The sequence below is a fragment of the Hoeflea sp. CAU 1731 genome, from assembly GCF_039888615.1.
In the GTDB taxonomy this organism is placed as follows: domain Bacteria; phylum Pseudomonadota; class Alphaproteobacteria; order Rhizobiales; family Rhizobiaceae; genus Flavimaribacter.
Genome location: NZ_JBDQQS010000001.1, coordinates 294,226 through 320,310, shown reverse-complemented (window position 1 = coordinate 320,310; position 26,085 = coordinate 294,226). Strand labels below are relative to the sequence as shown.

General features: G+C 58.1%; 23 protein-coding genes and 1 riboswitch. Of the genes, 9 read left to right on the top strand and 14 right to left on the bottom strand.

Annotated elements, in window-relative coordinates; translation table 11 throughout:
- Positions 1–134: 134 nt before the first annotated feature.
- From uvrA to AAFN47_RS01540, 3 genes are read left to right on the top strand one after another with little or no spacing between them, the layout of a single operon-like run.
- Positions 135–3,044: an excinuclease ABC subunit UvrA gene (gene uvrA, locus AAFN47_RS01550; protein ID WP_499807429.1), complete on the top strand. Its 2,910-nt coding sequence runs from the start codon at positions 135–137 to the stop codon at positions 3,042–3,044.
- Between the two features lie 23 nt (positions 3,045–3,067).
- Complete coding sequence (locus tag AAFN47_RS01545) at positions 3,068–3,874, top strand: DUF72 domain-containing protein (RefSeq protein WP_499807428.1); 807 nt, start codon at positions 3,068–3,070, stop codon at positions 3,872–3,874.
- Between the two features lie 2 nt (positions 3,875–3,876).
- Complete coding sequence (locus tag AAFN47_RS01540; RefSeq protein WP_499807427.1) at positions 3,877–4,173, top strand: chorismate mutase; 297 nt, start codon at positions 3,877–3,879, stop codon at positions 4,171–4,173.
- On the opposite strand, the gene AAFN47_RS01535 is transcribed toward AAFN47_RS01540, so the two are convergent.
- Entirely contained in the window at positions 4,160–4,504 is a 345-nt protein-coding gene (locus AAFN47_RS01535) for a cupin domain-containing protein (RefSeq protein ID WP_499807426.1), read from the bottom strand. The genes AAFN47_RS01540 and AAFN47_RS01535 overlap by 14 nt on opposite strands.
- A gap of 5 nt (positions 4,505–4,509) precedes the next feature.
- Positions 4,510–6,003: an NAD(P)H-hydrate dehydratase gene (locus AAFN47_RS01530; protein WP_499807425.1), complete on the bottom strand. Its 1,494-nt coding sequence runs from the start codon at positions 6,001–6,003 to the stop codon at positions 4,510–4,512.
- A gap of 382 nt (positions 6,004–6,385) precedes the next feature.
- On the opposite strand from AAFN47_RS01530, the gene AAFN47_RS01525 reads away from it, so the two are divergent.
- Both AAFN47_RS01525 and glnA read left to right on the top strand, forming a co-directional pair.
- Positions 6,386–6,724 carry a P-II family nitrogen regulator gene (locus tag AAFN47_RS01525; RefSeq protein ID WP_220231157.1) on the top strand — a complete coding sequence of 113 codons (339 nt, stop codon included), beginning with the start codon at positions 6,386–6,388 and terminating at the stop codon, positions 6,722–6,724.
- A gap of 59 nt (positions 6,725–6,783) precedes the next feature.
- Complete coding sequence (glnA, locus tag AAFN47_RS01520) at positions 6,784–8,193, top strand: type I glutamate--ammonia ligase (RefSeq protein WP_499807424.1); 1,410 nt, start codon at positions 6,784–6,786, stop codon at positions 8,191–8,193.
- Positions 8,194–8,312: 119 nt separating this feature from the next.
- On the opposite strand, the gene AAFN47_RS01515 is transcribed toward glnA, so the two are convergent.
- The 7 genes from AAFN47_RS01515 to AAFN47_RS01485 all read right to left on the bottom strand — a co-directional run bounded on the left by AAFN47_RS01515 (position 8,313) and on the right by AAFN47_RS01485 (position 15,574).
- Positions 8,313–9,737 carry a gamma-aminobutyraldehyde dehydrogenase gene (locus AAFN47_RS01515; RefSeq protein ID WP_499807423.1) on the bottom strand — a complete coding sequence of 475 codons (1,425 nt, stop codon included), beginning with the start codon at positions 9,735–9,737 and terminating at the stop codon, positions 8,313–8,315.
- Between the two features lie 23 nt (positions 9,738–9,760).
- Complete coding sequence (locus AAFN47_RS01510) at positions 9,761–10,576, bottom strand: ABC transporter permease (RefSeq protein WP_499807422.1); 816 nt, start codon at positions 10,574–10,576, stop codon at positions 9,761–9,763.
- Positions 10,566–11,507 carry an ABC transporter permease gene (locus tag AAFN47_RS01505; RefSeq protein ID WP_499807421.1) on the bottom strand — a complete coding sequence of 314 codons (942 nt, stop codon included), beginning with the start codon at positions 11,505–11,507 and terminating at the stop codon, positions 10,566–10,568. The genes AAFN47_RS01510 and AAFN47_RS01505 overlap by 11 nt, the downstream gene beginning before the upstream one ends.
- Positions 11,507–12,493: an ABC transporter ATP-binding protein gene (locus AAFN47_RS01500; protein WP_499807420.1), complete on the bottom strand. Its 987-nt coding sequence runs from the start codon at positions 12,491–12,493 to the stop codon at positions 11,507–11,509. Before AAFN47_RS01500 ends, AAFN47_RS01505 begins: the two co-directional genes overlap by 1 nt.
- A gap of 55 nt (positions 12,494–12,548) precedes the next feature.
- On the bottom strand, positions 12,549–13,634 hold the full coding sequence (locus tag AAFN47_RS01495) for an ABC transporter substrate-binding protein (protein ID WP_499807930.1): 1,086 nt from the start codon (positions 13,632–13,634) through the stop codon (positions 12,549–12,551).
- 207 nt (positions 13,635–13,841) lie between these two features.
- Positions 13,842–14,744, bottom strand: coding sequence for a LysR substrate-binding domain-containing protein (locus tag AAFN47_RS01490; protein ID WP_499807929.1), 903 nt, complete (start codon positions 14,742–14,744; stop codon positions 13,842–13,844).
- A 26-nt stretch (positions 14,745–14,770) separates the two neighbouring features.
- Entirely contained in the window at positions 14,771–15,574 is an 804-nt protein-coding gene (locus tag AAFN47_RS01485) for an alpha/beta hydrolase (RefSeq protein WP_499807419.1), read from the bottom strand.
- A gap of 224 nt (positions 15,575–15,798) precedes the next feature.
- Positions 15,799–15,888: riboswitch (glycine riboswitch) on the top strand.
- Between the two features lie 150 nt (positions 15,889–16,038).
- Here AAFN47_RS01485 and gcvT point away from each other — a divergent pair.
- The 4 genes from gcvT to AAFN47_RS01465 all read left to right on the top strand — a co-directional run bounded on the left by gcvT (position 16,039) and on the right by AAFN47_RS01465 (position 21,652).
- A complete protein-coding gene (gene gcvT / locus AAFN47_RS01480; RefSeq protein ID WP_499807418.1) occupies positions 16,039–17,145 on the top strand; it encodes a glycine cleavage system aminomethyltransferase GcvT in 1,107 nt (368 codons plus the stop codon).
- Positions 17,142–17,510: a glycine cleavage system protein GcvH gene (gcvH, locus tag AAFN47_RS01475; protein ID WP_499807417.1), complete on the top strand. Its 369-nt coding sequence runs from the start codon at positions 17,142–17,144 to the stop codon at positions 17,508–17,510. The genes gcvT and gcvH overlap by 4 nt, the downstream gene beginning before the upstream one ends.
- A gap of 14 nt (positions 17,511–17,524) precedes the next feature.
- Positions 17,525–20,344, top strand: a complete 2,820-nt coding sequence (gene gcvP, locus AAFN47_RS01470; RefSeq protein ID WP_499807415.1) for an aminomethyl-transferring glycine dehydrogenase — start codon at positions 17,525–17,527, stop codon at positions 20,342–20,344.
- Positions 20,345–20,476: 132 nt separating this feature from the next.
- Positions 20,477–21,652, top strand: a complete 1,176-nt coding sequence (locus AAFN47_RS01465) for a serine hydrolase domain-containing protein (RefSeq protein ID WP_499807414.1) — start codon at positions 20,477–20,479, stop codon at positions 21,650–21,652.
- Here the strand turns inward: AAFN47_RS01465 and lpxB are convergent.
- Genes lpxB through lpxD form a run of 5 tightly spaced genes read right to left on the bottom strand, consistent with a single transcriptional unit; the run spans position 21,637 to position 26,080 of the window.
- Positions 21,637–22,839 (bottom strand): lipid-A-disaccharide synthase, encoded by a 1,203-nt coding sequence (gene lpxB / locus AAFN47_RS01460; protein ID WP_499807928.1) that lies wholly within the window; start codon positions 22,837–22,839, stop codon positions 21,637–21,639. The two genes, AAFN47_RS01465 and lpxB, sit on opposite strands and share 16 nt — an antisense overlap.
- Positions 22,840–22,841: 2 nt before the next feature.
- Entirely contained in the window at positions 22,842–23,741 is a 900-nt protein-coding gene (locus AAFN47_RS01455) for an LpxI family protein (RefSeq protein WP_499807413.1), read from the bottom strand.
- A 5-nt stretch (positions 23,742–23,746) separates the two neighbouring features.
- On the bottom strand, positions 23,747–24,559 hold the full coding sequence (lpxA, locus tag AAFN47_RS01450; RefSeq protein WP_499807412.1) for an acyl-ACP--UDP-N-acetylglucosamine O-acyltransferase: 813 nt from the start codon (positions 24,557–24,559) through the stop codon (positions 23,747–23,749).
- Positions 24,559–25,029, bottom strand: coding sequence for a 3-hydroxyacyl-ACP dehydratase FabZ (fabZ, locus tag AAFN47_RS01445; RefSeq protein WP_499807410.1), 471 nt, complete (start codon positions 25,027–25,029; stop codon positions 24,559–24,561). The genes lpxA and fabZ overlap by 1 nt, the downstream gene beginning before the upstream one ends.
- Positions 25,022–26,080: a UDP-3-O-(3-hydroxymyristoyl)glucosamine N-acyltransferase gene (lpxD, locus tag AAFN47_RS01440; protein WP_499807409.1), complete on the bottom strand. Its 1,059-nt coding sequence runs from the start codon at positions 26,078–26,080 to the stop codon at positions 25,022–25,024. Before lpxD ends, fabZ begins: the two co-directional genes overlap by 8 nt.
- Between the last annotated feature and the right edge of the window lie 5 nt (positions 26,081–26,085).

Sequence of the window (26,085 nt, the reverse complement as noted above, 5' to 3'; positions counted from 1 at the left end):
CTATTCGAGATTACATCTCGACATTCGATGGTCAGGAACTAGATTATGAGGCTGCACAGGAAGCGGCACGAGCCAGACTTTGGCGCTTTTCAAGACAACCGGACGCATGACCGACGGAGCGCGGACGACAAGGCATGAGCGAACTGAAGACCATTTCGATACGCGGCGCACGCGAGCATAATCTGAAGAATGTCGATCTCGACCTGCCCCGTAACCGGCTGATCGTGATGACCGGGCTTTCCGGCTCCGGGAAATCTTCACTGGCTTTCGACACGATCTATGCCGAGGGCCAGCGCCGTTACGTGGAGAGCCTCTCGGCCTACGCCCGGCAATTCCTGGAGATGATGCAGAAGCCGGATGTCGACCAGATCGACGGCCTGTCGCCTGCGATATCGATCGAGCAGAAGACCACGTCGCGCAATCCGCGTTCGACAGTGGGAACGGTCACCGAAATCTACGACTATCTGCGCCTTCTCTTCGCGCGCGTCGGCGTGCCCTATTCGCCTGCGACGGGTTTGCCCATCGAGAGCCAGACGGTCAGCCAGATGGTGGACCGAGTCATGACGCTGGAGGAAGGCACGCGGCTCTATATCCTTGCTCCGCTGGTGCGCGGCCGCAAGGGAGAATACCGCAAGGAACTCGCCGAGCTGATGAAGAAGGGCTTCCAGCGCGTCAAGGTGGACGGCGAATTCTACGAAATCGCCGATGTTCCCGCGCTCGACAAGAAATACAAGCATGACATCGACGTGGTGGTCGACCGCGTCGTCGTGCGCGACGATCTGCCGACCCGGCTCGCGGACAGCCTGGAAACCTGCCTGTCCATTTCCGATGGCCTTGCGATCGCGGAATTCGCCGATCAGCCAATCGAAAACGCCGGAGAAGGCGCAAACAAGTCGAAAAACGAGACCCATGAACGGCTGGTGTTCTCGGAAAAATTCGCCTGCCCGGTGTCCGGCTTCACGATACCGGAGATCGAGCCGAGGCTGTTTTCCTTCAACAATCCCTTCGGCGCATGCCCGACCTGTGACGGGCTAGGCACCCAGCAGAAGATCGACACGACGCTGGTGATTCCGGAGCCCGGACGGACATTGCGCGACGGCGCGATCTCTCCCTGGTCAAAATCGTCGTCGCCTTACTACACCCAGACGCTCGAAGCGCTCGGCCGCCAATTCGATTTCAAGCTCGGCGCGCGCTGGAACGAACTGCCCGAAGCAGCGCAAGACGCCATCCTCTACGGGACCGATAGAAAGATCGAGTTTCGCTACGACGACGGCCTCCGGTCCTACAAGACGACAAAGACGTTCGAGGGAATCATTCCCAATCTCGAGCGGCGCTGGAAGGAAACCGATTCTGCTTGGTCGCGTGAAGAGATAGAGCGTTACATGACGGCCGCCCCTTGCCCCGCTTGCTCAGGTTATCGGCTCAAGCAGGAGGCGCTCGCCGTCAAGATCGGCGGATTACATATTGGTGAGGTCACGGCCTTTTCGATTCGCGAAGCCGCACGCTGGTTCGAAGAACTTCCCGGCGCCCTCAACAAAAAACAGAACGAAATCGCCGTGCGGATTTTGAAGGAAATTCGAGACCGGCTGAAATTCCTTAATGACGTGGGGCTCGACTATCTGACGCTCGCCCGAAATTCCGGAACGCTTTCCGGCGGCGAGAGCCAGCGCATTCGACTGGCCTCTCAAATTGGGTCTGGCCTGACCGGCGTGCTCTATGTGCTCGACGAACCATCCATCGGCCTGCATCAGCGCGACAATGCGCGTCTTCTGGATACCCTCAAACACCTGCGGGACATCGGCAACACCGTAATTGTGGTTGAGCATGATGAAGACGCCATCCTCACGGCCGACTATGTCGTCGATATTGGTCCTGCCGCCGGCATTCACGGCGGCGAGGTCATCGCCCAGGGTCCGCCCGGCGATATCATGGCCTCACCGAAGTCGCTGACCGGCCAGTATCTGTCCGGTAAGATGGAAGTGGCCGTGCCTGCCGAGCGCCGAAAGGCGAACAAGAAGCGGATGCTTTCCGTCGTTGGCGCCACGGGGAACAATCTCAAAAATGTTTCGGCTGACATTCCCCTCGGCCTGTTCACCTGCGTGACGGGCGTTTCGGGCGGCGGCAAATCGACATTCCTGATAGAGACGCTCTACAAGGCGGCGGCGCGCCGCGTCATGGGCGCGCGCGAGAACCCGGCTCCGCACGAGCGCATCGACGGACTGCAGCACATCGACAAGGTGATTGATATCGACCAGTCGCCGATCGGTCGCACGCCCCGATCCAATCCGGCTACCTATACAGGCGCTTTCACGCCGATACGCGACTGGTTCGCCGGACTGCCGGAATCAAAGGCCCGCGGCTATCAGCCTGGTCGGTTCTCCTTTAACGTCAAGGGCGGCCGCTGCGAAGCCTGCCAGGGCGACGGCGTTATCAAGATCGAGATGCATTTCCTGCCGGATGTCTATGTCACCTGCGATGTCTGTCACGGCCAGAGATACAATCGCGAAACGCTGGAAGTAACCTTCCGGGGCAAGTCGATCGCCGATGTTCTGGAAATGACCGTCGAGGAAGGTTGTAAGTTTTTTTCAGCCGTGCCCGCCGTCCGCGACAAACTGCAGACTCTGAAACGGGTCGGGCTCGGCTACATCAAGGTAGGCCAGCAGGCCACGACGCTGTCGGGCGGCGAGGCGCAAAGAGTCAAGCTTGCGAAGGAACTGTCGAAGCGTTCGACAGGACGCACGCTCTACATTCTGGACGAACCGACGACAGGACTGCATTTTCATGATGTCGCCAAGCTCCTCGACGTGCTGCATGAGATCGTCAACCAGGGCAACTCGGTCGTGGTGATCGAGCATAATCTCGAAGTCATAAAGACCGCCGACCACGTCATCGATCTTGGACCGGAGGGCGGCGACGGCGGCGGAGAAATCATTGCGACGGGAACGCCGGAAGAAGTCGTTCTCGAACCTCGATCCTTCACGGGGCAATTCCTTAAAGACCTACTCGAGCGGCGGCCCGGCAAGGACATCGAAGCCGCCGAATAATTGACAATGCCCTGGAGATTTCAATGGCAAAACACGGTGTGATCCGCACAGGTATCGGCGGCTGGACATTCGAGCCTTGGCGCGGGACCTTCTATCCAGCGGATTTGCGACAGAAAGACGAACTCAACTACGCAAGCCGCAAGCTTGGAACAATCGAGATTAACGGCACCTACTACGGATCGCAAAAACCGGAAACATTCGCAAAATGGGCTGCCGATGTTCCGAAAGGCTTCGTATTCTCCGTCAAGGGCATTCGCTATGTCTCGAATCGCAAGGTGCTGGCGCAATCCGGAGAGTCCCTCAAGAAATTCCTGAATTCAGGCGTCACCGAACTTGGCGACAGCCTCGGCCCCATTCTCTGGCAGTTCGCGCCAACCAAGAAATTCGACCCGGATGATTTCGGCGCGTTTCTCGCCTTGCTGCCGAATAAATGGAATGGCGTGGCGTTGAAACACGCCGTTGAAGTCCGTCACCCCAGCTTCTCGACGCCGGAATACGCCGAACTCTGCGCGCGTTATGGCGTCGCCAATGTCTATGCCGACCATTTCACCTATCCAGAGATCGCCGATGTGACAGCGCCCTTTGTCTATGCACGCTTGCAAAAAGGCGATGATGCGATTCCGACGGCTTACGAGGAAAGCCAACTCGACGTCTTTGCGCAGCGCGCCAGGCAGTGGGCGTGCGGCGAAGCGCCTTCCGGTCTTTCCTGCGCAGCAGATCCCAAGCCTGACGGCAAGGCGCGAGACGTCTATATCTATTTCATCCACGAGGGTAAGGTGAATGCGCCGCAAGCCGCCCTGGCCCTAGCTGATCGTCTTATACGGATATGAACATGAAAACCGCCAAAGATTGCCAGACGATGGACGACATACGCGTCGAGATCGATCGGCTGGACCGCGAGTTGATGAAACTGCTTGCGGAACGCTCAACCTTTGTTGATCGCGCCGCCGACATCAAGCGCGTGACGGGAGAAGCGCCGGACACCCAGTGGCGCGTGAAAGAAGTGCTGGACAATGCGCGGCGCAACGCGTCGAATAACGGCCTCGACCCGGATTTCGGGGAAGCGCTCTGGCGACAATTTCTGAAACTTTCGATCAGCCGGGAAACCGATCGCCTCAATCGGGGTTAGGTGGATAGTGAACGGCCAGCCAGACAGTCGGCGGATTGTCTTGCGTCCAGGTGACCCGATGACGGCAATGCGCGGGAATAAGCAACCAGTCGCCGGCCGAAAGGTCACGTTCGTCTTCTTCCCCCTCAACCATCAGGCGCGCCGCGCCTGATACCACCATCACCCACTCGTCTCTTTCCTGATCGTACCATTCGCCTTCCGGAGTCACCTGCCCGGTCGAGACGATACGCTCGATCAGGACGTTCCCGCCACCCGACAGTCGCTCGAGTATCTCTTCAGCAACCGGTTCCGCCGGTAATTTCGCGCCAATATTTCCCTTTGAAATCGTCATAACCATCAATTCTCCTGAAATGAGGAAAAGGCCGGCAGGTTGTTGGCGAGGTCTTCCGCAATCAACCCCTCGCCTGCGCGGTTGGCCGCTTCTCCATGCAGCCAGGCCGCGGCGCAAGCCGCTTCGAAGCCCGGCATGCCCTGCGCAGCGAGGCCGCCAAGCAACCCGGCAAGCGTGTCGCCCGATCCGGCGGTGGCCAGCCATGGCGGGGCGTTGTCGCAGATTGCCGCCCGCCCCGACGGATCGGCGATCACCGAATCCGCGCCCTTGTAAATAACGATCGCCCCAGTCTCCCTGGAGGCGGATCGCGTCTGCTCCACCTTCGAACGCGATGCATCGGACGCAATTTGCGGAAACAGCCGCGCGAACTCACCCTGATGCGGCGTCAGGAACAGACTGGCGTCCTGATTGGCGGCAGCCTTTGCGAGTTGATCATGGAAGCCTGCAAAGGAGGTTATGCCGTCCGCGTCAAGAACAAGTGCGCGGCCTGCGCCCAGGATGCGTTTCGCAAAATCGCGCGCCTTTTCTCCCACGCCAAATCCGGGTCCGAGCACAAAACTGTTGAACCGCGAGTCCTCAAGCAGGCCGTCGAGATCGGCGTCTCCATCGATTGTCCGCAGCATGATCGACGTCAGATGCGCTGCGTTGGCGGCGTTCGCGGAGGCTGGTGAAAGCACGGTCACAAGGCCAGCCCCCACGCGCAATCCCGCGATCGCAGCCAGTCGGGCGGCGCCTGTCTGGCGATAGCCGCCGCTGAAAACACCGAGATTCCCGCGCGTGTATTTGTGGGAGTTTGCAGCAAGCCGCGGCAGGGCGCCTCGCCACAGCGCCGGTCTGTTCAGCCAGAGATCTTCCGTCTCCGATTCGATGCAGCGGGCCGGTATGCCGATGTCCGCGATTTCCAGTTCACCGCAAAGGTTGCGTCCAGGCAGGAGAAAATGCCCGGGCTTTGGCGCGGCGAACGTGACGGTGCGGCTTGCCCTGAAAGCCGTTCCCCTAATGCGTCCACTCTCCCCCGACAGACCGGAAGGCAGGTCGGCGGCAATGATGGGAACATCCAACGCATTGACCGCTTCGATCACACGCGCAGCAACCCCTTCGACATCCCGCTGCAAGCCGGCGCCGAACAGCGCGTCGATAACAATGCGCCCGTCAGTCGGAACATAATCCTCGAGAGAAAGGATTTCATCGCCCCAGTTGTCCCTGGCGCAGGCTGCGTCGCCCGCAAGTTTTGCGGATTCGCCCAGGCTGTAACAGGCCGCCGTCATGCCCGACGCCCGCAGCCTGTTCGCAGCAACATAGCCGTCTCCGCCATTGTTGCCGGGGCCGCACAATACATCGACGCCCGTCGCGTCGCCGTAATGGCGCAGGACCGACGCCGCAATGGCGGAGCCCGCCATCAGCATCAGACGATATCCGACAATTCCGGAGTCGATTGCGCGCCGGTCGATCCGACCCATCGCCAACGGTGTGACGACTGGTTCAAGGGCAGTAATCATCTCTCCCGCGATCCTCTGGACTCGCTCCATTCCTCCCGTCGAATAGACACCAGCGCGCTAATCTCTTCAATCGAATTAAGACGAGAGAAATGAAACCGATATGATTATCTTTTATGCATTTGCACATAAATAATGCATAAGCCATTGTCCTATTTATGGGACTGGCTTAGCCTGAATGTGCAAAACCGGATGCATAGGTCAGGCCATTGGGTCCAGCGCTCCCGAAACCGAGGCAACGGAGACGGCAGCGCCCTTTGGCGAAATTATTTTTGACCGGACAGCTCTAATTGGCACGGCTTATGCATTCGGCTGGTGAGGTGGAGGCGAATCCGAAAAAACAGGATTTCATTCGCTTAGAAAATCAAGCAGCGAGACATTTCTGATGAAGAAGATCGAAGCAATAATAAAGCCTTTCAAGCTCGATGAAGTCAAAGAAGCGCTTCAGGAAGTCGGCCTGCAGGGCATAACCGTGACGGAGGCAAAGGGTTTTGGCCGGCAAAAGGGCCATACCGAACTTTATCGCGGGGCGGAATACGTCGTAGACTTCCTGCCGAAGGTCAAGGTCGAGGTCGTCCTTTCGGACGAAACGGTCGACGCGGCTATCGAAGCCATACGCAATGCGGCTCAAACCGGTCGTATTGGCGATGGCAAGATTTTCGTTTCCAATGTAGAGGAAGTCATCCGTATCAGAACTGGCGAAACCGGCAACGACGCCATCTGAATCGCACCGCTTCAAACCGGTGCAAAACTGCAATCCATCTCTGAAATGAGGAAGTATACATGACAACTGCTTCAGATATTCTCAAGCAAATCAAGGACAACGACGTCAAGTTCGTCGACATTCGCTTTACCGACCCGCGCGGCAAGATGCAGCACGTCACCATGGATGTCGCCGTTGTCGACGAAGACATGTTTGCTGACGGCATCATGTTCGACGGATCGTCCATTGCCGGTTGGAAGGCGATCAACGAATCCGACATGGTTTTGATGCCTGATACGGAAACCGTCCACACTGACCCGTTCTTCGCGCAGTCCACTCTCGCAATCATGTGCGACGTTCTCGACCCGATCACGGGCGAGCCCTATGACCGCGATCCGCGCAGCACATCGAAAAAGGCCGAAGCCTACGTCAACGCATCCGGTATCGGCGACACGATCTATGTCGGTCCCGAAGCGGAATTCTTCGTTTTCGACGACGTTCGATTCTCCGTCGACCCCTATGACACGGGCTTCAAGCTTGACAGCTCCGAACTGCCGTCAAACACCGGCTCCGAATACGAAGTCGGCAACCTCGGCCACCGTCCGCGCACGAAGGGCGGCTACTTCCCGGTTCCGCCGGTCGACAGCGCGCAGGACATGCGTTCCGAAATGCTGACCGTCATGGCTGAAATGGGCGTCTCTGTTGAAAAGCACCACCACGAAGTGGCTGCGGCCCAGCACGAACTCGGCCTGATGTTCGACACCATGACCCGCAACGCCGACAAAATGCAGATCTATAAGTACGTAGTCCATCAGGTCGCAAACGCTTACGGCAAGACGGCGACCTTCATGCCGAAGCCGGTCTATGGCGACAACGGCACGGGCATGCACGTGCACCAGTCGATCTGGAAAGACGGCAAGCCGACCTTCGCAGGCGACGAGTATGCAGGCCTGTCGGAAAACTGTCTGTACTACATCGGCGGCATCATCAAGCACGCCAAGGCGCTGAACGCCTTCACCAACCCGTCGACCAACTCCTACAAGCGTCTGATCCCGGGTTTTGAAGCACCGGTTCTACTCGCCTATTCGGCGCGCAACCGTTCGGCCTCCTGCCGTATCCCGTTCGGCAATTCGCCGAAGTCGAAGCGTGTGGAAGTTCGCTTCCCGGATCCGACGGCGAACCCGTACCTGGCTTTCTCGGCCATGCTGATGGCCGGCGTCGACGGCATCAAGAACAAGATCCATCCTGGCGACGCCATGGACAAGGACCTGTACGACCTGCCGCCGGAAGAACTGAAGGACATTCCGACCGTTTCCGCTTCTCTGCGCGAGGCGCTTGCGGCTCTCGAAGCCGACTACGAGTTCCTGACAGCTGGCGGCGTTTTCCTGCAGGACCAGATCGAAGCCTATATCGATCTGAAGATGGAAGAAGTCATCCGTTTCGAACACACACCGCACCCGGTCGAGTTCGACATGTACTACTCCTACTGACGAACGCTTATCCTACAAGCAAGAAGCCGGGCTTTGCGCCCGGCTTTTTTTGTTGTTTAATTTTTCTTAATATTTTCAGATACTTGCATAAGTTGTCTGAGAAAATGATTCCGGCATTCTTAATGCGCGATCATGACATGGCGAACCGCCGTATAGTCCTCCAGCGCATAGAGCGACATATCCTTGCCGTAACCGGACTGTTTCAGGCCGCCATGGGGCATCTCGTTCACCAGCATGAAATGCGTGTTGATCCAGGTGCAGCCGTAGCGGAGCGCAGCTGCAGTCTTCATCGCCCTGGAAATATCCTTCGTCCAGACCGAAGACGCCAGACCGTAGTCTGAATCATTCGCCCAGGTGACAGCCTGTTCGACGTCGCTGAACCGCGTGACCGAAACGACAGGTCCGAACACTTCCCGGCGGACGATTTCGTCTTCCTGCAGCGCACCAGCGACCACGGTGGGCTGATAGTAGAAACCGTTGCCGCCATGCACGGCGCCGCCGGTGGTGATTTCCATGTGCTTTTCTTCCGAAGCGCGCTGCACGAAGCTCGCGACCCGATCACGCTGGCGCTGGGAGATCAGCGGACCGATCTCGTTCTGCGCGTCATCGTCCTGGGCGTAGGCGATCTTTGAAACCTCGCTGGTAAGGTCAGCGACGAGATTGTCGTAAACCTTGTCGCCCGCATAAATGCGGCAGGCGGCGGTGCAGTCCTGCCCGGCGTTGTAAAAACCGAAGGCGCGCAGCCCTTCGACAACTGCGGATATGTCCGCGTCGTCATATACGATGACGGGCGCCTTGCCACCGAGTTCCAGATGTGTCCGCTTGACCGAACGCGCTGCAGCCTCGAGCACCTTCTTGCCGGTCGCGACGTCGCCGGTAATGGAGACCATGTCGACCTTCGGATGATTGATAAGCGCGCTGCCAACGGTCTGTCCCCTGCCCGTTACGACATTCACCACACCTTCCGGCAGAATGTCCGCCAGTATCGTGGCGAGCTTGAGCGCAGTCAGCGGCGTCTGTTCGGAAGGCTTGAAGACGACCGTATTGCCGCCGCCAATGGCCGGCGCGAGTTTCCACGCCATCATCATGAGTGGATAGTTCCAGGGAGCAATAGAGGCGACCACGCCGATCGGGTCGCGCCGGATCATCGAGGTCATACCCTCCATATATTCGCCAGCCGCGCTTGCCGGCGTGCAGCGCACGGCGCCCGCGAAGAAACGGTAACAGTCGACGATCGCCGGAATCTCATCGTTTCTCGCCGCGTTGATCGGTTTGCCGCAATTGAGCGCTTCAAGCGCAGCAAAGACGTCTGCTTCCTTCTCGATCCGGTCGGCGATCTTGAGAAGATATTCCGATCTTTCCGCGGGCGTTGTCCGCGACCACGCGCCGAACGCGGTAGAGGCCGCCTGCACCGCCCGGTCAATCTGCCCGGAAGACGCTTCCGGCACTTCAAGTATTGTTTCCCCCGTGCGAGGGTTGAGCACCTGTTCCGGCGTTTCCGTACCTTCTTCGAAGCCGGATCCGATGAGCAGACTTGTATCCATGATTTCGGTCTCCTTAAGTTGCGCTATTTTCCATGTCCGGCCGGGCTGTCGCCGTCTCGCGTAAAATAATAGGCGGCCAGTATCGGCAGAAACGTTACAAGCACCACGACCATGGCCACGACGTTGGTCACTGGCCGCTGGCGCGGACGAACCAGTTCTTCAAGCATCCAGATCGGCAACGTTGCCTGTTGTCCCGCCGTGAATGTGGTGACGATCACCTCGTCGAAGCTCAGCGCAAAAGCCAGCATGCCGCCGGCGAGCATCGCTGTTGAGATGTTCGGCAGCACCACGTAGCGCAGTGTCTGAAAGCCGTTGGCGCCGAGGTCCATCGAGGCCTCGATCAGCGAAGCGGATGTTCTCCTGAACCGCGCCACCGCATTGTTGTAGACCACGACGACGCAGAACGTGGCGTGACCGAGCACAATGGTCCAGACCGAAAACGGAATGTCCATGAGGTTGAAGGCGGATCGGAGCGATATGCCCGTGATGATGCCAGGCAGCGCTATTGGCAGAATGACCAGCAGAGAAATGGTCTCGCGCCCGAAGAACTTCGTCCGCGCCACAGCCGCCGCGCACAAGGTGCCCAGAACCAGTGCGATGATCGTGGAAATCGTCGCCACCTTGACGGAAAGCCAGAGCGCTTCCCAAACGTCAGGCCTGTTCCAGGTGACGCCCAGCCACTTGAGGGTAAATCCGGGCGGCGGCCACTGGTAGCTCTTGTCCTCGGTGGTAAAGGCATAGACGAAGATGAGCAGGATCGGCAGATGCAGGAACAGCAAGCCTGCGGTCGCGGCGATCTTCAGGCCGAGAGGCGCACGATTTTGCTGATCAGAGCGCATCGAACGCCCCCTGTCGTTTGGCCATCCACAGATAGAAGCCCATGATTACGATCGGCACGACGGTGAAAGCTGCGGCGAGCGGTATGTTTCCGGCTGTTCCCTGATGCGCATAGACCGCCTGACCGATAAACAGCCGTGACGAGCCGATGATCTGCGGAATGATGTAGTCTCCAAGCGTCAGAGAAAATGTGAAAATCGATCCGGCGACCACGCCGGGCAACGCAAGCGGCAGCAGGACATGCCGGAAGGTTTGCGCAGGATGTGCGCCGAGGTCCGACGATGCATCGAGCATGCTCGACGGAACGCGCTCGAGAGCCGCCTGGATCGGCAGGATCATGAACGGCATCCAGACATAGACGAAGACGATGAAAGTGCCGGTATAGCTCACGGAAAGCGAATTGCCGCCGAGAAGAGGCAGCGAGAGATAGGCTTCCAGCAGCCAGTTCAGATAAAGCTTGTCGAGAAGCCAGCTCAGAATTCCCTCTTTCGCGAGGATAAGCTTCCAGGCGTAGATCTTGACGAGATAGCTCGACCAGAGCGGCAGCATGACGCCAAGATAAAAAAGCGCCTTCCAGCGGCCGTGAGCATATCGGGTCGCATAATAGGCGATCGGAAACGCAATCATAGCCGACGCGATCGTAACGCAGGCCGCCGTCAGTACGGTGCGCAGTATGATGTCGAGATTGGCGGGACTGGTGAAGAGTTCTCGATAGGTCTTCAGCGTGAATTGCCGCTTGATCAGACCGGTGAACTCATCGATCGAAAAAAAGCTCTGCACGAGCAAGGCGACCAGCGATCCGACATAGACGACGCCGAGCCACAGCACGGGCGCCGCCAACATCAGGCAGATCAGCAGAGTCGGTCGCCGCCAGAGCATGTCCGACAAGCGGTCGCCAAAGCCCGATGACCGGAGGATGATGATGTCCGACATCACCCTTCCTCCAGCGGATGCAGGCGCGCGTTATCCCACGCAATGCGAATTTCTTGACCAACAGGCGGCGCATCCGCCTGGTTGGGCAGAAGAATGTTCAATCGCGTTCCATCCATATTGACAGTCAGTCGCCGGGTCGCTCCGAGAAAGCTCTCGCCAAGCACGGTCGCCGGATAGCCGACCTCCCCGACAATCCGGATCGCCTCGGGCCGCAGGCTGGCCGGGCTGTCACGGCCACTCAGCTTCAGGGCGAGCGACGCCGGCAGGATGTTCGAAGATCCGACGAAATCCGCAACAAAGAGATTGCGGGGATGGTGATAGATATCCGTCGGCGTTCCCGTCTGCACCAGCTTGCCGTGATTGAAAATCGCGATCCGGTCGGCCATCGAAAGGGCTTCGCCCTGATCGTGTGTCACGAACACGAAAGTGATGCCCAGCGAGCGCTGAAGTTCCTTCAATTCCTCCTGCATCTGCTCGCGAAGCTTGAGGTCAAGCGCGCCCAGAGGTTCGTCAAGCAGCAGGATTTTTGGCTTGTTTACCAAGGCCCTCGCAAGGGCCACCCGTTGCCGTTGGCCGCCTGACAATTGCGACGGCTTGCGCTTTCCATATCCGGAAAGCCTGACCAGCGTAAGCGCCTCTTCGGCCTGCCGCATGCGCGTCGCCTTGCCGACGCCGCGTATCATGAGCCCGTAGGCGACGTTGGCGGCGACGTCCAGATGCGGAAACAGCGCATAATCCTGGAACACGGTGTTGACGTTGCGGCGGTATGGCGGAACGCCGATTACCGACTGGCCGAAAAGGGAAATCTCGCCTGAAGACGGATGATCAAAGCCTGCGATCATCCGTAAACAGGTGGTTTTGCCGGAACCGGAAGGTCCGAGCATGGCGAAGAATTCGCCTTCCGCTATTTCGAGATCGACCTCGTCGACCGCGCGCACTTCCCCGAAGTGGCGCGAGATGCCCGAGAGCTTCACCGCTACCTGCATTCGTCCTGTCCCGTCTGAGGCCCGCCTTGCGGCGGGCCATCGTCATTTGCTGAAATCAGCGACCGCCGATTACGCCGATATAGTCGGAGACCCAACGATAATAGGGCACGCATTCATCCTGGCTCGCACACTGGGAAACCGGCGTGGTCCAGAAAGCAACCTTCTCGAAATCATCGAAACCGTTCGTTGCGCAACCTTCCGCAGTCTGCATTCCGCTGCCGTCCGTGCAGGCGTCAGGCACACTCGGATTGGCGCCGAACCAGACGGAAAGATCGCTCTGCAGATTCGAGGTCAGGGTGTGCTCCATCCACATGTAGGCGCAATTCGGATTTTCCGCATCCGCATGCATCATAGTGGTGTCTGCCCAGCCGGTCACGCCTTCTTCCGGGAAGGTCGAAGCAATCGGCTCACCCTCACCGTTCAGAAGGTTGACCTGGAATGGCCAGGAACCGGAGGCGACGACGCCTTCGTTCTTGAAGTCGTCGATCTGGATGAAGGCGTCATGCCAGTAGCGGGCGACCAGTTCGCGCTGCTGGCGAAGCAGATTGAGCGCAGCCTCGTACTGTTCCTGGTTGAGCTCATAGGGGCTCTTGATGCCAAGGTCGGGATTGTGATGCATCAGATAGTTGGCTGCATCGGCGATATGGATCGGACCGTCATAGGCCTGCACCCGGCCCTTGTTCGAGGCGCCGTCAGGCAGGGTCGTTTCTTCGAAGACAACGCTCCAGCTTGTCGGAGCTTCCGGAAAAACCTCCGTGTTATACATGAGCACGTTCGGACCCCACATATAAGGCGTTCCGTAGTGCTTGCCGTCGACCGTGTGCCACGGCGCGTCCTTCAGCCGGTCGTCGATCCTGCTCCAGCTCGGGATCAGATCCGGGTTGACTTCCTGAACGCGTTTTCCAGCGATCAGGCGAAGCGACGCGTCGCCGGAAGCCGTCACAAGGTCAAAACCGCCCTCATTCATGAGCGCGACCATTTCATCGGAAGTGTTGGCTGTCTTGATATTGACCTTGCAGCCTGAACTCTCCTCGAACTTGGTCACCCAGTCGAACGCCGGGTCGGTTTCTCCACGCTCGATATATCCGGGCCAGGCAACGATACTGACCTGACCCTCCGCAGGTCCGATCTCGGTCAACATATCGCCTAATGCGTGATGAGTGGTCAGCGCTGTCGACGCTGCAATCAGAATGCCCAGTTTCATTCGTTGTTTCATCTTGCTCTCCCGAACAGGGGTTGAATTGCAATTCTCTCGCATGCCGCCGCAAATACAGAATGTATGCAGACTCAAGAGTTCACAAATTCAAAGATCAGAATGGTAATATCGGAATATCCGAATTCACTCACGTTAACGCAACGGCCCATATGTCTTGGAATTGGCGATGAAGCGTTTCGCAGGCTCGGATATTTCAGCGCCCTTGCGCCAGACGACGCCAACCTGCACAACCGGCAGGCTTGCGGATACATCCCGGGCTTCAATGCGATCGCCTTCCAGCGACCATGGGCGATAGATGAGTTCCGGCAGCAGCGCGATGCCCGCCCCTGTCGCCACGAGGCTTCTGACAGCCTCGACCGACCGGGTCCTGAAAGCGACATTGGGTGGTTTTCCAAGCACAGCGAGCAGTTTTCCGGTCATTTCCTCGATTTCATCGACCGTCAGCAGAATCAGGGGCTCATCCGCCAGATCGGAAAGGTTCACGCTCTGCACCGTCGAGAGATCGTGGCCAAGCGGCAGCCAGAGCTTGTAGGACGAGATGCCGAGATTCTCCGCCTGAAGCGCAGACCGGTCACGCAGATTGCTCGTCACCATCACGGCGACGTCGAGTTCGCCGCCGATCAGCAGATGTTCAAGATATTCGCCCGTATCCTCGATCGCGTTGACCGCCACGCCCGGATAGGTGCGTCGGTAGCGCGACAGGAGATCGGAAAGCACATATCCGGCGACAAGCGAGGTAACGCCCAGGTTAAGACGCCCGCTCATCCTTTCGGATGGTTCGGAAAAGGCGCGACGGGCGTCCGCCACCCCGGACAGGATGCTTGTCGCGTGACGCAGAAAATTATGACCATTGTGCGTGATATTGAGGCCGCGAGAATGCCGCTCGAACAAGGTGACGCCAAGATCGGCTTCAAGCTCCTTGAGAGCTTCCGTTATGGCCGATTGCGATATCGACAACAAATGAGCGGCGCGCGTGACCGAGCCATTTTCGGCCACCGCGACAAAATACTGCAACTGTTTGAGCGTGAAGGCCATTTGCGAAACCCGTCCGGAGCTAAATGTCAGGACTGTGACAATATCCAGTTCAGCGAGGTGCGCCAATCTATCATCCGGATCGGCGTGCCGTGGCCGCCCGTCTCGAACAAAACAAAGCGCACGGGATAATCCGGTCTTGCCTGTTTCGTCCTGTCGTAGAGTTGATACTGCTGCCGCCAGGGATAGACGCTGTCCTGGCTTCCATGGGCAAGCAGTAGCGGCCTGGAATAGCGGAATGCCTCGCTTTGCAGGAATCGATCGTCCCGCTGACCTCCAAGGATGATCATGCCGGCAAGCCTTGGCGCCAGTGCTGCTTCGTGGGCGGCGCGCCAACAAAGCTGACTTCCCATGGACCCACATGCCAGCACGATGGGCGCATTGGGAGACGTCTTTGCAATATGGTCGACCAGCGACAACAGATCCCGATAACCGCCATCGGAAAAATCGGAAAAACTCGGAGCGTAATAAACGCCGCCGTTATTGACGGCGAGATTTTTGAGCCTGTTGAAATTGCCGCCAAACGACCAGTCATTTACGCCGAGCCGCCTGTCTCCCCCCCTGCCGTGCACGAAGATCACTGCGAAGCGCGCACGCGACGCTTTTCCGATCTCGTAGGTCTCCAGGGTCTGACCGTCTGACTTGAGATCGAACTTTCGCTGCTGCCGATTGGGTTTAAGCGAAACATATCGGCGCTGCACGCGGCGCTCCGGCACTTGATCTCTTTTGTTGATATCCCGTAATTCCTGATAGTCGACTTTCATGAAGCCGCCATTGTCCTGCAATTCCAGAACGCCGGGATAGGCAAAGAGATCGTCCTTGTACGGTTTCAAGGGCCCGGATGCCGCCTGGGTGTCCGTAACGATTCGAACTGCAACGAGAAAAGCCGCCGCCAAAACGGCGAGCGCAGGAAATTTTCCTCTCTTTTTCAGTTTCATAGCCAAGGAATTGATCAAAATACGCAACGATTCTCGTTGAAACTTTCCCTCAGCGGATGACATCCTCTGATTCCTGCTTTACTTTAAGCAGCGTCAAGAGATCGTCGCAAGGCGGTCTTGCATCATCCGCGGGAGAGAGCGCCGCTGGCCGGCGCCGCCGAAGGGGAAAATGCCCATAATCTCTCAGGCCAAAGGACCGTGGAATGATTGACACTCTGGAAAGTCGGAACTGCCGTTCCGCGCCGAAGGTGTAAGCGCCGCCGACAGAGATCCGGTTGCGCAAGTCTCTCAGGCTCCAGACAGAGGGGCACGTGTTCCATGCATCTGCATGGGGGTGTGCAACTGTGTCCGGAGTCAGAATGACAAAAACGCTACCACTATCAGCTTTGCATGAGGCGGCATCCGCCCGATTTGGCCCGTTTGCGGGCTATTCCATGCCGATTTCTTATCCTCTCGGCGTGATGAAAGAGCATCTGCACACGCGTTCGGACGCCGGCCTGTTCGACATTTCACACATGTCGCACATCGAGGTCGAAGGCCCGGACGCCGGTCGCTTCATTGCCCACGCCTGCCCTTATCACGCGGGCGATCAGGCAATCGGCACAGGACGCTACACCTTCATGCTAAACGAGACAGGCGGCATCATCGACGATCTTATCGTCAGCCGCCTTTCGGACACCGGCTATCTCGTCGTTGCGAACGGCGCCTGCGCCGAGAAGGATCTTGCGCACCTTCATGCGCTCGCCGCGGATTTCGACGTATCAGTGAGCCATAGACCACGCGTCTTTCTTGCGCTGCAGGGGCCAAAAGCAGCGGAAGTCCTTTCGCGTCATCTTCCGGAATCCAGTTCATTGACCTTTATGCAGGTGCTTGTAACCGACGCGTCGATGTTTGTGTCCCGATCCGGCTATACTGGAGAAGACGGCTTCGAAATCGCATTCGATCCGGGCGCAGACGCAATCGCGTTCGCCGAAAACCTCGCGAAGGAACCGGAAGTCGAATGGATCGGGCTTGGGGCGCGCGACAGTCTGCGTATCGAAGCAGGTCTGCCGCTCTATGGACAGGATATGGATGAAACCGTGGATCCGCTATCGGCGGGCCTCGTATGGGCCATTCCGAAGGATTTACGGACCGACGGCGCCTATATCGGCGCCAAGGCGATCGCCGAATACATCGAAGCTGGCGCTGACCGAAAGAAAAGCGGATTGGCGCCCGAAGGCAAAGCGCCCGTGCGGGGAGACGTGTTGCTCTATGACAGCGACAGCAATGAGGCCTCTGAAATCGGCGTTGTCACTTCGGGCGGCTTTGGTCCTTCCTGCGGACATCCCGTCGCTATTGCCAGCGTCGACCGCGCCTACGCTGTCGGCGACACGGTCTATGCCGAAGTTCGCGGGCGAAAACTCGCCTGCACGCTTCAGAAACTTCCATTCGTTCCACACAATTACAAAAGGGGAAAAGAGCAATGAGCAAAGTCTATTACACGGAAGATCATGAATGGATTCGCCTGGAAGGCGACGAGGCCGTGGTCGGCATCACCGATTACGCCCAGGAGCAGCTTGGCGACATCGTTTTTGTCGAACTGCCGGAATCCGGTAGCAAGGTTGCGAAGGAAGACCCCTTTATCGTTGTCGAATCCGTCAAGGCCGCTTCGGACGTCTATGCTCCGGTAAGCGGAGAAATTCTTGCGGTCAATGAAGCGCTGTCTGGCGAACCGGCGGTGATCAATTCCGGTGCGGAGGGCGATGGCTGGCTGGTGCGCATGCGGATCGACGACGCCTCGCAACTTGAAAACCTGATGGACGCTGACGCCTACAAGGCGTCGGTCGCTTAAGGAGCCAAACAGACATGCTTTCCAAGACTGGCGCACCCGCCAAAGACACCCGTTTTGCGGCCCGACATATCGGTCCGGACGACAATGACATACGGAAAATGCTGGCGACCATCGGCGTTCCATCCGTCGAGACCTTGATTGGCCAGACCATCCCGGAAAGCATTCGGTTCAAGGGCGCGCTCAACCTGCCCGCGCCCGTTTCAGAACAGGACGCCCTTCTTGAACTGAAAACACGGCTGGAAAGCAACGTTGTCGCGCGGAGCAAAATCGGACAGGGATATTACGGGTGCCATGTGCCTCCGGTTATCCAGCGCAATCTATTCGAAAATCCGGCCTGGTATACGGCCTATACGCCATATCAGCCGGAGATCAGCCAGGGAAGATTGGAGATGCTCTTCAATTTTCAGACGCTGGTCAGCGAACTGACGGGGCTTCCGATCGCCAATGCATCGCTTCTCGACGAGGCGACTGCGGTCGCGGAGGCGGCCGGAATCGCGTGGAGACACCATCGCATGAAGCGCCAGAAGATTGCGGTCGCCAACCGCCTGCATCCGCAATCACGCACAGTGCTGGAAACCCGGATGGCGCCGCACGGAGTGGAAATCGTCGATGGCGCAATCTCCGAGGACATGGCGGCGGTGATCATCTCGTGGCCAGACACGCTGGGCTGTTTCGACGATGTCGGCGAATTCATCAAACAGGCCAGGGACATGGATGTGGTTGTGATTGTTGCAACAGATCCGCTTGCCCTGACCTTGCTTGATCCGCCCGGACACTGGGGCGCCGACATCGTGATCGGGTCCGCGCAACGTTTTGGCGTGCCCATGGGCTTCGGCGGCCCCCACGCCGCCTATATCGCGGTGACGGAAAAACTGACGCGACTTATGCCGGGCCGACTTGTCGGCGAATCCGTCGATACTGCGGGCCGTCCCGCCTATCGCCTCGCGCTCCAAACGCGCGAACAGCATATTCGACGCGACAAGGCCACCTCCAATATCTGTACAGCCCAGGCGCTGCTGGCGAATATCGCCGCTGCATTCGCCATCTGGCATGGTCCGGACGGACTGCAGACGATCGCCCGGCACGCCGTCTCAATGGCCGGCCGCTTTGCCGAATCCGTGACTGCAGCTGGTTACGCGCTATACGGCGCAACGTTTTTCGACACTGTCACCGTGCACGCGCCGGGCAAGGCGCAAGCCCTGTGCGATGCGGCGGAAGAACACGGCTACCTGCTGCGCTTCGTTGATGCTGATCACGTCTCTGTAGCCTTCGATGAAACGAGCAGCGACCGCGATCTTGATGCGCTATGCCAGGTATTTGGATGCACGACCATTGAGAGCTCCAAATCCCGCTTGCCTAACGCCCTGCGTAGTCAGCCATGGCTGACACAGCCGATCTTTCACGCGATCCGTTCCGAAACAGATATGATGCGCTATTTGCGCAAACTCGCAGACAAGGATCTCGCGCTCGACAGGGCGATGATTCCCCTTGGCTCCTGCACGATGAAGCTCAACGCCGCAGCTGAAATGATGCCAGTCAGTTGGGAAAAAGTCGCCAACATACATCCATTTGCGCCCGATCGGCATGTCGAGGGATACCGCGCCATGGTCGACGATCTCGACCGGTGGCTATCGGAGATCACCGGCTTTGCGAAAGTGTCCTTGCAGCCCAATGCCGGCAGCCAGGGAGAATTCGCCGGGCTCCTCGCCATTAGCAAATATCACCAGTCTCGTGGCGAGGATCACAGAGACATATGCCTTATCCCCTCCTCCGCACACGGAACGAACCCCGCCAGCGCTTCCATGGCCGGCATGCGGATTGTCGTCGTCAAATGCACAGACGACGGGGATATCGACCTTGACGACCTGAAGTCGAAAGCAGATCAGTTTTCTGACAATCTGGCTGCGTTGATGATCACCTATCCATCGACCCACGGCGTATTCGAGGAAAGCGTCAGGGATATCTGCGATATCGTTCACGCTCATGGCGGACAGGTCTATTTCGACGGCGCCAATCTGAATGCAATGACCGGCCTCGCGCGGCCCTGCGATATCGGCGCCGATGTCTGCCACATGAACTTGCACAAGACGTTCTGCATACCGCATGGCGGCGGAGGACCAGGGATCGGGCCGATCGGCGTCGCTGAACATCTTGTTCCTTTTCTTCCAGGCGATCCCCTCAACTCCGAGAGCGGCGCCGTTGCGGCGACGCGTTACGGCAGCGCTTCCATACTTCCCATTTCGTGGATGTATATCCGCATGATGGGCGCCGAAGGACTGAAATCGGCGGCCGAGACAGCGATCCTGTCGGCGAACTACATCGCGAAAAGGCTGGATGACGGATACAAGGTTCTATATCGCGGCAAGCGTGGAAGAGTAGCCCACGAATGCATCGTCGACACTCGCCCTTTCAAGGACAGCGCGGGCGTAAGCGTCGAAGATGTCGCGAAGCGTTTGATCGACTACGGCTTCCATGCTCCGACCATGTCATGGCCAGTGGCGGGCACCCTTATGATTGAACCGACCGAATCCGAACCGCTTGCCGAACTCGACCGGTTCTGCGACGCCATGCTGTCCATTCGCGGTGAAATCGGCAAGATCGAAGGTCAGGAATGGAGTCGCGAGGACAATCCGCTTGTCAACGCGCCCCATACGGCTCAAGGGGCCTTGGTTAGTGAATGGACTCACGACTATGATCGTCAGCTCGCAGTTGCGCCCGCCGGCGCCGATCAGTTCGCCTTCAAATACTGGCCGCCGGTGTCTCGTGTCGACAATGTCTATGGCGACCGCAATCTTGTTTGCACCTGTCCGCCGCTGGAGCAACTCGCTAGCTGACACACAGGCTCGTAGCCTGCCCGGATAGTCCGCGCGCCGACCTTTCTTGCGAGCGTCCGCAATCCTTGTTGCGGACGCTCCGTCTGCGTCGTTAAAAGACATCGGATTGCGGTTCAGCGAGGAGAACTACAGATGAGTGTGAGAACAGACCGTGTGCGGGAGGTCGCCCAACGCTATATCGAGATGGGCGCCTATCCATCGATAGAATGGCTGGTGCGTATCAACGGTCAGGAGTGGATTCGCGGAAGTGCCGGCCAAGCGGATCCCCTCAACGGCGTCAAGGTTCCCGATAAAGCAATCTACAGGCTGTACTCCATGACGAAGCCGGTAATTTCGTCTATCGCATTGATGCTGATCGAGGAAGGCAAACTCCGACTCTACGATCCTGTAGCGAACTACCTGCCTGATTTTGCAACAATGAACATCATAGAACCGGACGGCGCCTTGCATCCTGCGAAACGGGTGATGCTGCTTGAACACCTTCTTACCCACAGGTCCGGACTGACCTATGGTTTCCTGCCGGGTTGCGCCGCCGCCCAACGCTATCGTGAGGCTGGCCTCGGCGCCTCTGCGCCACCGCTCAAGGAGATGATCGACACTATTGCGAGCCTGCCGCTTGCTTTTGAACCCGGCAGCGAATGGCGCTATTCGGTAGCGACCGACGTCGTGGCGCGCATCATCGAAATCGTCGAGGGAAAACCGTTACAGGAAATCGTTGCTGACAGGATACTCAAGCCGCTGGACCTGTCCGATACCGGTTTCGCTGTGCCGGAAGACAATCGCAATCGCCTAATGCCGGTTTTCGGTTGCGAAGATCTCGACGGATTGTTGGACTTTCCCGGTGGACCGCAACAGCTTACCCCGGTGGATGTTTCGCCGCATTATCCTGTTGACGATGCGAACTTCGCGCGCGGCGGTTACGGGCTCTATTCGACCGCTGACGATTACGCGCTGATTGGCGAGTTCCTCATGTCGGGCGTGAACCCTTCCGGAGACACGCTCCTGTCGCGGCACATGGTCGACATGATGTGGACAAACCGTATTCCCGCACGCCAGATGCCGCTTTCCATCGGACCCATTCCCCTGCCCGGCTACGGTTTCACGCTCGCCGGCCGCGTCATGGCTGATCCGATGAACGCCCTGGGTCTGACTGGGCTGAAGGAATGCGGCTGGTCAGGCGCCGCAGGCACTTTCCACTGGAACGACCCGGACGAGAAAATGGTGGGCGTCGTCATGACGCAATATCTCGGCTCGAGATATCCGCTTGCGGACGAGATGCGGACGGCGGTCTATCAGGCGCTTCCCTGATTTTTACCATTTACCAGATCACAGACAACCTCGGCGGCCAGGTCCGCCGATGGCCGCTCGGTTTGCATCTTCTCGCGCACCAGATCGAAGTCCCGAAGCATCTGGTTTCTCTCAATCGTATTGTCGATGAGACGCTCGATCCTGCGCGCAATCAAACCCGGCCGGAGGCTTTCATTGATATATTCATTGACCACTGGATAGTCGGCTATGAAGTTCGGCAATGCAGCAGTCCATGCTGTGACCCGATTAATCATCAGTCGGGCAACTCCGTCGAGCCTGTAAATGGAAACGCAAGGAATACCGGCAAGCGCAAGCTCCAGGAGCACGGTTCCGGAAGCTGCGATCGCCGCATCGGCGCGCGCAAGGGCTGAGTTCTTCGCTTCTGTATGAACCACCACTTCAGGCGACGTGCTCCACCCTTTCGTCTGCCGCTCGATTTCATCGGCAATGCGCGGCAAGGTCGGAATGACAAAGCGGATGTTTTTGTTGCGCGCCGCCAGTATTTCTGCGCAGCGCTCCAGATCAGGCATAAGCGAACGGACCTCGCCTTTTCTTGAACCAGGCAGGATAAGGCAGATCTTTTCCTCCTCATCGCCGGACACAGTCCCGCTCTCTGCCCGATTTCGTCTTCCGACCTGCTCTGAGGCGATGGCCAAAAGCGAGGAGTCACCGGCCAACCTGTGGCCGACATAGGTCAGCGGCGGCCCGCCAAGTTCAGCGAGAAATTCCTTCTCGAATGGATAGACCGCAAGAACGTGGTCAACATACGCTGTCATGGCCTGCGCCCGTTCCGGCTTCCAGGCCCAAACGGTCGGGCAGACGTAATTAACGATGGGAAGGTTGGGCAACCGTTTGCGAACAGCCGCTGCCACCCTGTGAGTGAAGGCAGGACTGTCGATAATGACAAGCACATCGGGGCGCGCCGCGACGATGGCGGCGGTCGTTGACCGTATGCGCATGGCGAGCCGTGGCAAGCTGGAGAGAACGGCGCTGTAGCCGATGATCGAGAGTTCCTGGAAATCAAAAATGGACTCCAGTCCCCGTTCAATCATTGCGGGTCCGCCAACCCCGACGAGTTCCACAGGTCTGTCCAGACGCCGCTTGAGGGCGGTGATCAGGTCCGCGCCGAGATTGTCTCCGGAAACCTCACCAGCAACAATTGCCAGCTTGAACGGCGTCGCTCCCATGTTCATTTCGATCCATTAACTTGGCCGTCGTGCGTTTCCTCTCGGCCAATTCCGATAATAAAAACGCCAGTCTCGTTCGCCAGATCGACCGTCTGCTCCCGTTCCAGCACCAGTGAGCGGCCGGCTTCCACGGCCACGCCTGACAAACCCGCCCGTACAATATTCTCGATAGTGGTGGTTCCGATTGACGGAAGATCTGCGCGTTCATCCTGCTGAGGCTTGCAGAACTTAACCAGCGCTCCCTTCTTCGTAGCCGATATGCGTCCGGTTCTGCGAAGCTCCGCAACGCGTTCAATCATCGCGTCGGTTCCTTCCGCGCCTTCGAGCGCGACAATCCGGCCGGACACTGCGACAGCGCCCTGTCCCACATCCAGTCGACCAAGCGCGAGGGCTCCCTTCCGCGCCGCTTCAATGTTCTTCCGGTCAGTCCTGTTCGGCTTTCTTGTCGTCAACGGTCCGGTCGTGGCGAGCAGGTCGGGAATAACCTCCTGGGCGCCGACAACTCTGCAATCTTCACTCTCGATTAGGCGGATGACGAGACGGAGCAGTTTGTCGTCGCCCCCGCTAAAAAGCGTTTTCACCATGGCCGGCAATTTCGACAACAGCCGGAACGGTATTCGGACTTCGGAAAGTTCGGGGCGGCGGTTGACGCCGCCCGACATCACGACGCGGTCAATGGCGTTGTCCCGCAGAATCTGATGGAGTTGCGCGACGCTTGCAAGGCCGATGAAGGTATGATCGTAATCCGAGACTTCTTTACCCGTCTCGCCCGTAAGCGCTATGATATAAGGGTCTTCGCCGGCTCGGCGCGCGGCGGCGGCGACATCGAATGGAAGACGTCCGCGTCCGGCGATGATAGCCAGGCGACCATTTGGCGCGACCTGGGTATCGGTCGGGGACACGACGATCAGTTCCTTCTGCTTTTCGCCGCTGACGACAGTCCTCGACGACTGTCCGCCTCGATAAACTCGAAGAGATCGTCAAGCACTTCGACGCCCTGATAATCGGGTTTGATGCGTTTCAATATTTCATTGATCGGCGCATCGCCGCTGAACAACAGCTTGTAGACGCGGCGGACCGCGTGAATATCCGATTTGGAGATCCCCGACCGGGTCATTCCAATGACGTTCAGCCCGCCGAGGATACCGGGATTTCCGTTCAACATACCGTAGGGAATGACATCGTTCGAACAGGCTGCAAGCCCGCCGATGAATGCATGATGACCGATCCTGCAAAACTGATGCGCCGCCGCGCCGCCGCCCATGATCACCCGGTCTCCGATAACGACATGTCCGCCAAGCATGACGTTGTTGGACAGGATTACATTGGAGCCGATGTGACAGTCGTGGGCGACATGGGAGTAGGCGAGAAACAGGGAATTGTCGCCAACGGTCGTCTTGCCGTCGGCGTCCGGCATTCCGGTGTGCATGGTCACACCTTCCCTGATCGTGCATCCACTGCCGATGATCAGTTCTGTATCTTCACCCTTGTAGTGAACATTCTGAGGCTCGGCGCCCAGGACTGCGCTGGGAAAGATGCGCGTTCCGGCGCCAATTGTCGTTCGTCCGAGGATAGAGACATGACTCATGACCTCTACATTGTCGGCCAGTGTAACGTGTGAACCAATATGACAGAAAGGTCCGACGCTCACATTGTCGCCGATGGAAGCCCCGTCCTCGATGATTGAGGACGGGTGAATTTTTGCAGATGCCGAAATCATTATCTGGGATTGTCCTCTGTGACCAACATGGCGCCGACATCGGCCTCGGCGACTTTGGATCCACGTACGATGGCGTCGCCGTGGAACTTCCAGATTGTGCCGCGCTGCTTTTGTTTGGTCACGTGATACTCCACTATATCGCCCGGCACGACCGGTTTTCGAAAGCGTGCGTTGTCGATCGTCATGAAGTAAACCAGATTGGATCGACTGTTCTGCGACCGTGCGCAAATAGCGCCGGCGGTCTGGGCTATACCTTCGATAATCAACACGCCCGGCATGACCGGGTTGCCTGGAAAGTGTCCGTTGAAATGTGGTTCGTTGACGGTCACATTCTTGATGCCGACCGCGGAATTGTCCGCGTCGATATCGACGATGCGATCGACCATCAGAAAGGGGTAGCGATGCGGCAGCACCCGCATGATCTCCGCAAGATCGGCGGTCTCCAGCGCGCTCTGATCCGTATCACTCATTTCCTGCACCTTTTTTCCGCCGGCCGAATGCTCTTGCGTTCATCTCTGCCACATCCTTCAGAAAAGCCCTCATGGGTCTTGCCGGAATTCCGCCCCATCGCGCGCCTGCAGGCACATCGCCAGCAACTGCGCTCATTCCGGCTATTTGCGCTCCGTCGCCAATTGTAAGGTGCCCGTTGACGCCGACGCTGCCACCCAGCACGACGCCATCGCCAAGTGTGACGCTACCCGATATACCGACCTGACTAACAAGCACGCAATGGCGGCCGATAGTCACATTGTGCCCAATCTGGACGAGATTATCGATCTTCGTTCCTTCTCCGATCACAGTGTCGTCCAGCGCGCCGCGATCGATGGTGGTGTTCGCCCCGATCTCCACATCATCCTGAATGATCACACGCCCAACCTGAACGATCTTCGTCAACCCGGTAGCGGACGGGGAGTAACCGAACCCGTCCTGACCAATGCGCGCGCCAGGATGCAGTATAACCCGATTTCCGAGAAAGGCGCACTGCAGCGTGACATTGGAAGAAATATGACAATTGCGGCCAATCGAACACCCCGGACCGATGACAGCGCCGGCCGATATGACGCTTCCGCGTCCGATCTCGACATTCTCGCCGATGATTGCGCCGGCTTCGACCGTCACGTCGTCTTCTAACCGGGCCGAATCAGCAACAACAGCCTTTTCTGACACGCCAGATTCGTTCAGTACAAGAGGCGGACGCAATGCGTCCGGATATAGCAATTGACCAGCCAGTGCGAATGCGAATTGAGGATCTTCGCTGATCAGCGCCGCACAACCTTCCGGAACACGATCAGCCAATTCTTGCGAACACAAAACTGCACTGGCATTGAGCCCGGGAAGCGCGTCTGCGCGTCGACGTGAAGTGATATAAGTCAGTTCGCCTTGCCTCGCTCTCGACAGCGGAGCCAGGCCATAGATCAACACCTGAGAAAACACCGGATCAGGCAAATCCGCCTTTAGCGCGCTCGCAAGCCGCTCAAGTTCGATGCCCTCATGTTGAGGAAAAAATCGGAAATCATCCATCTTTA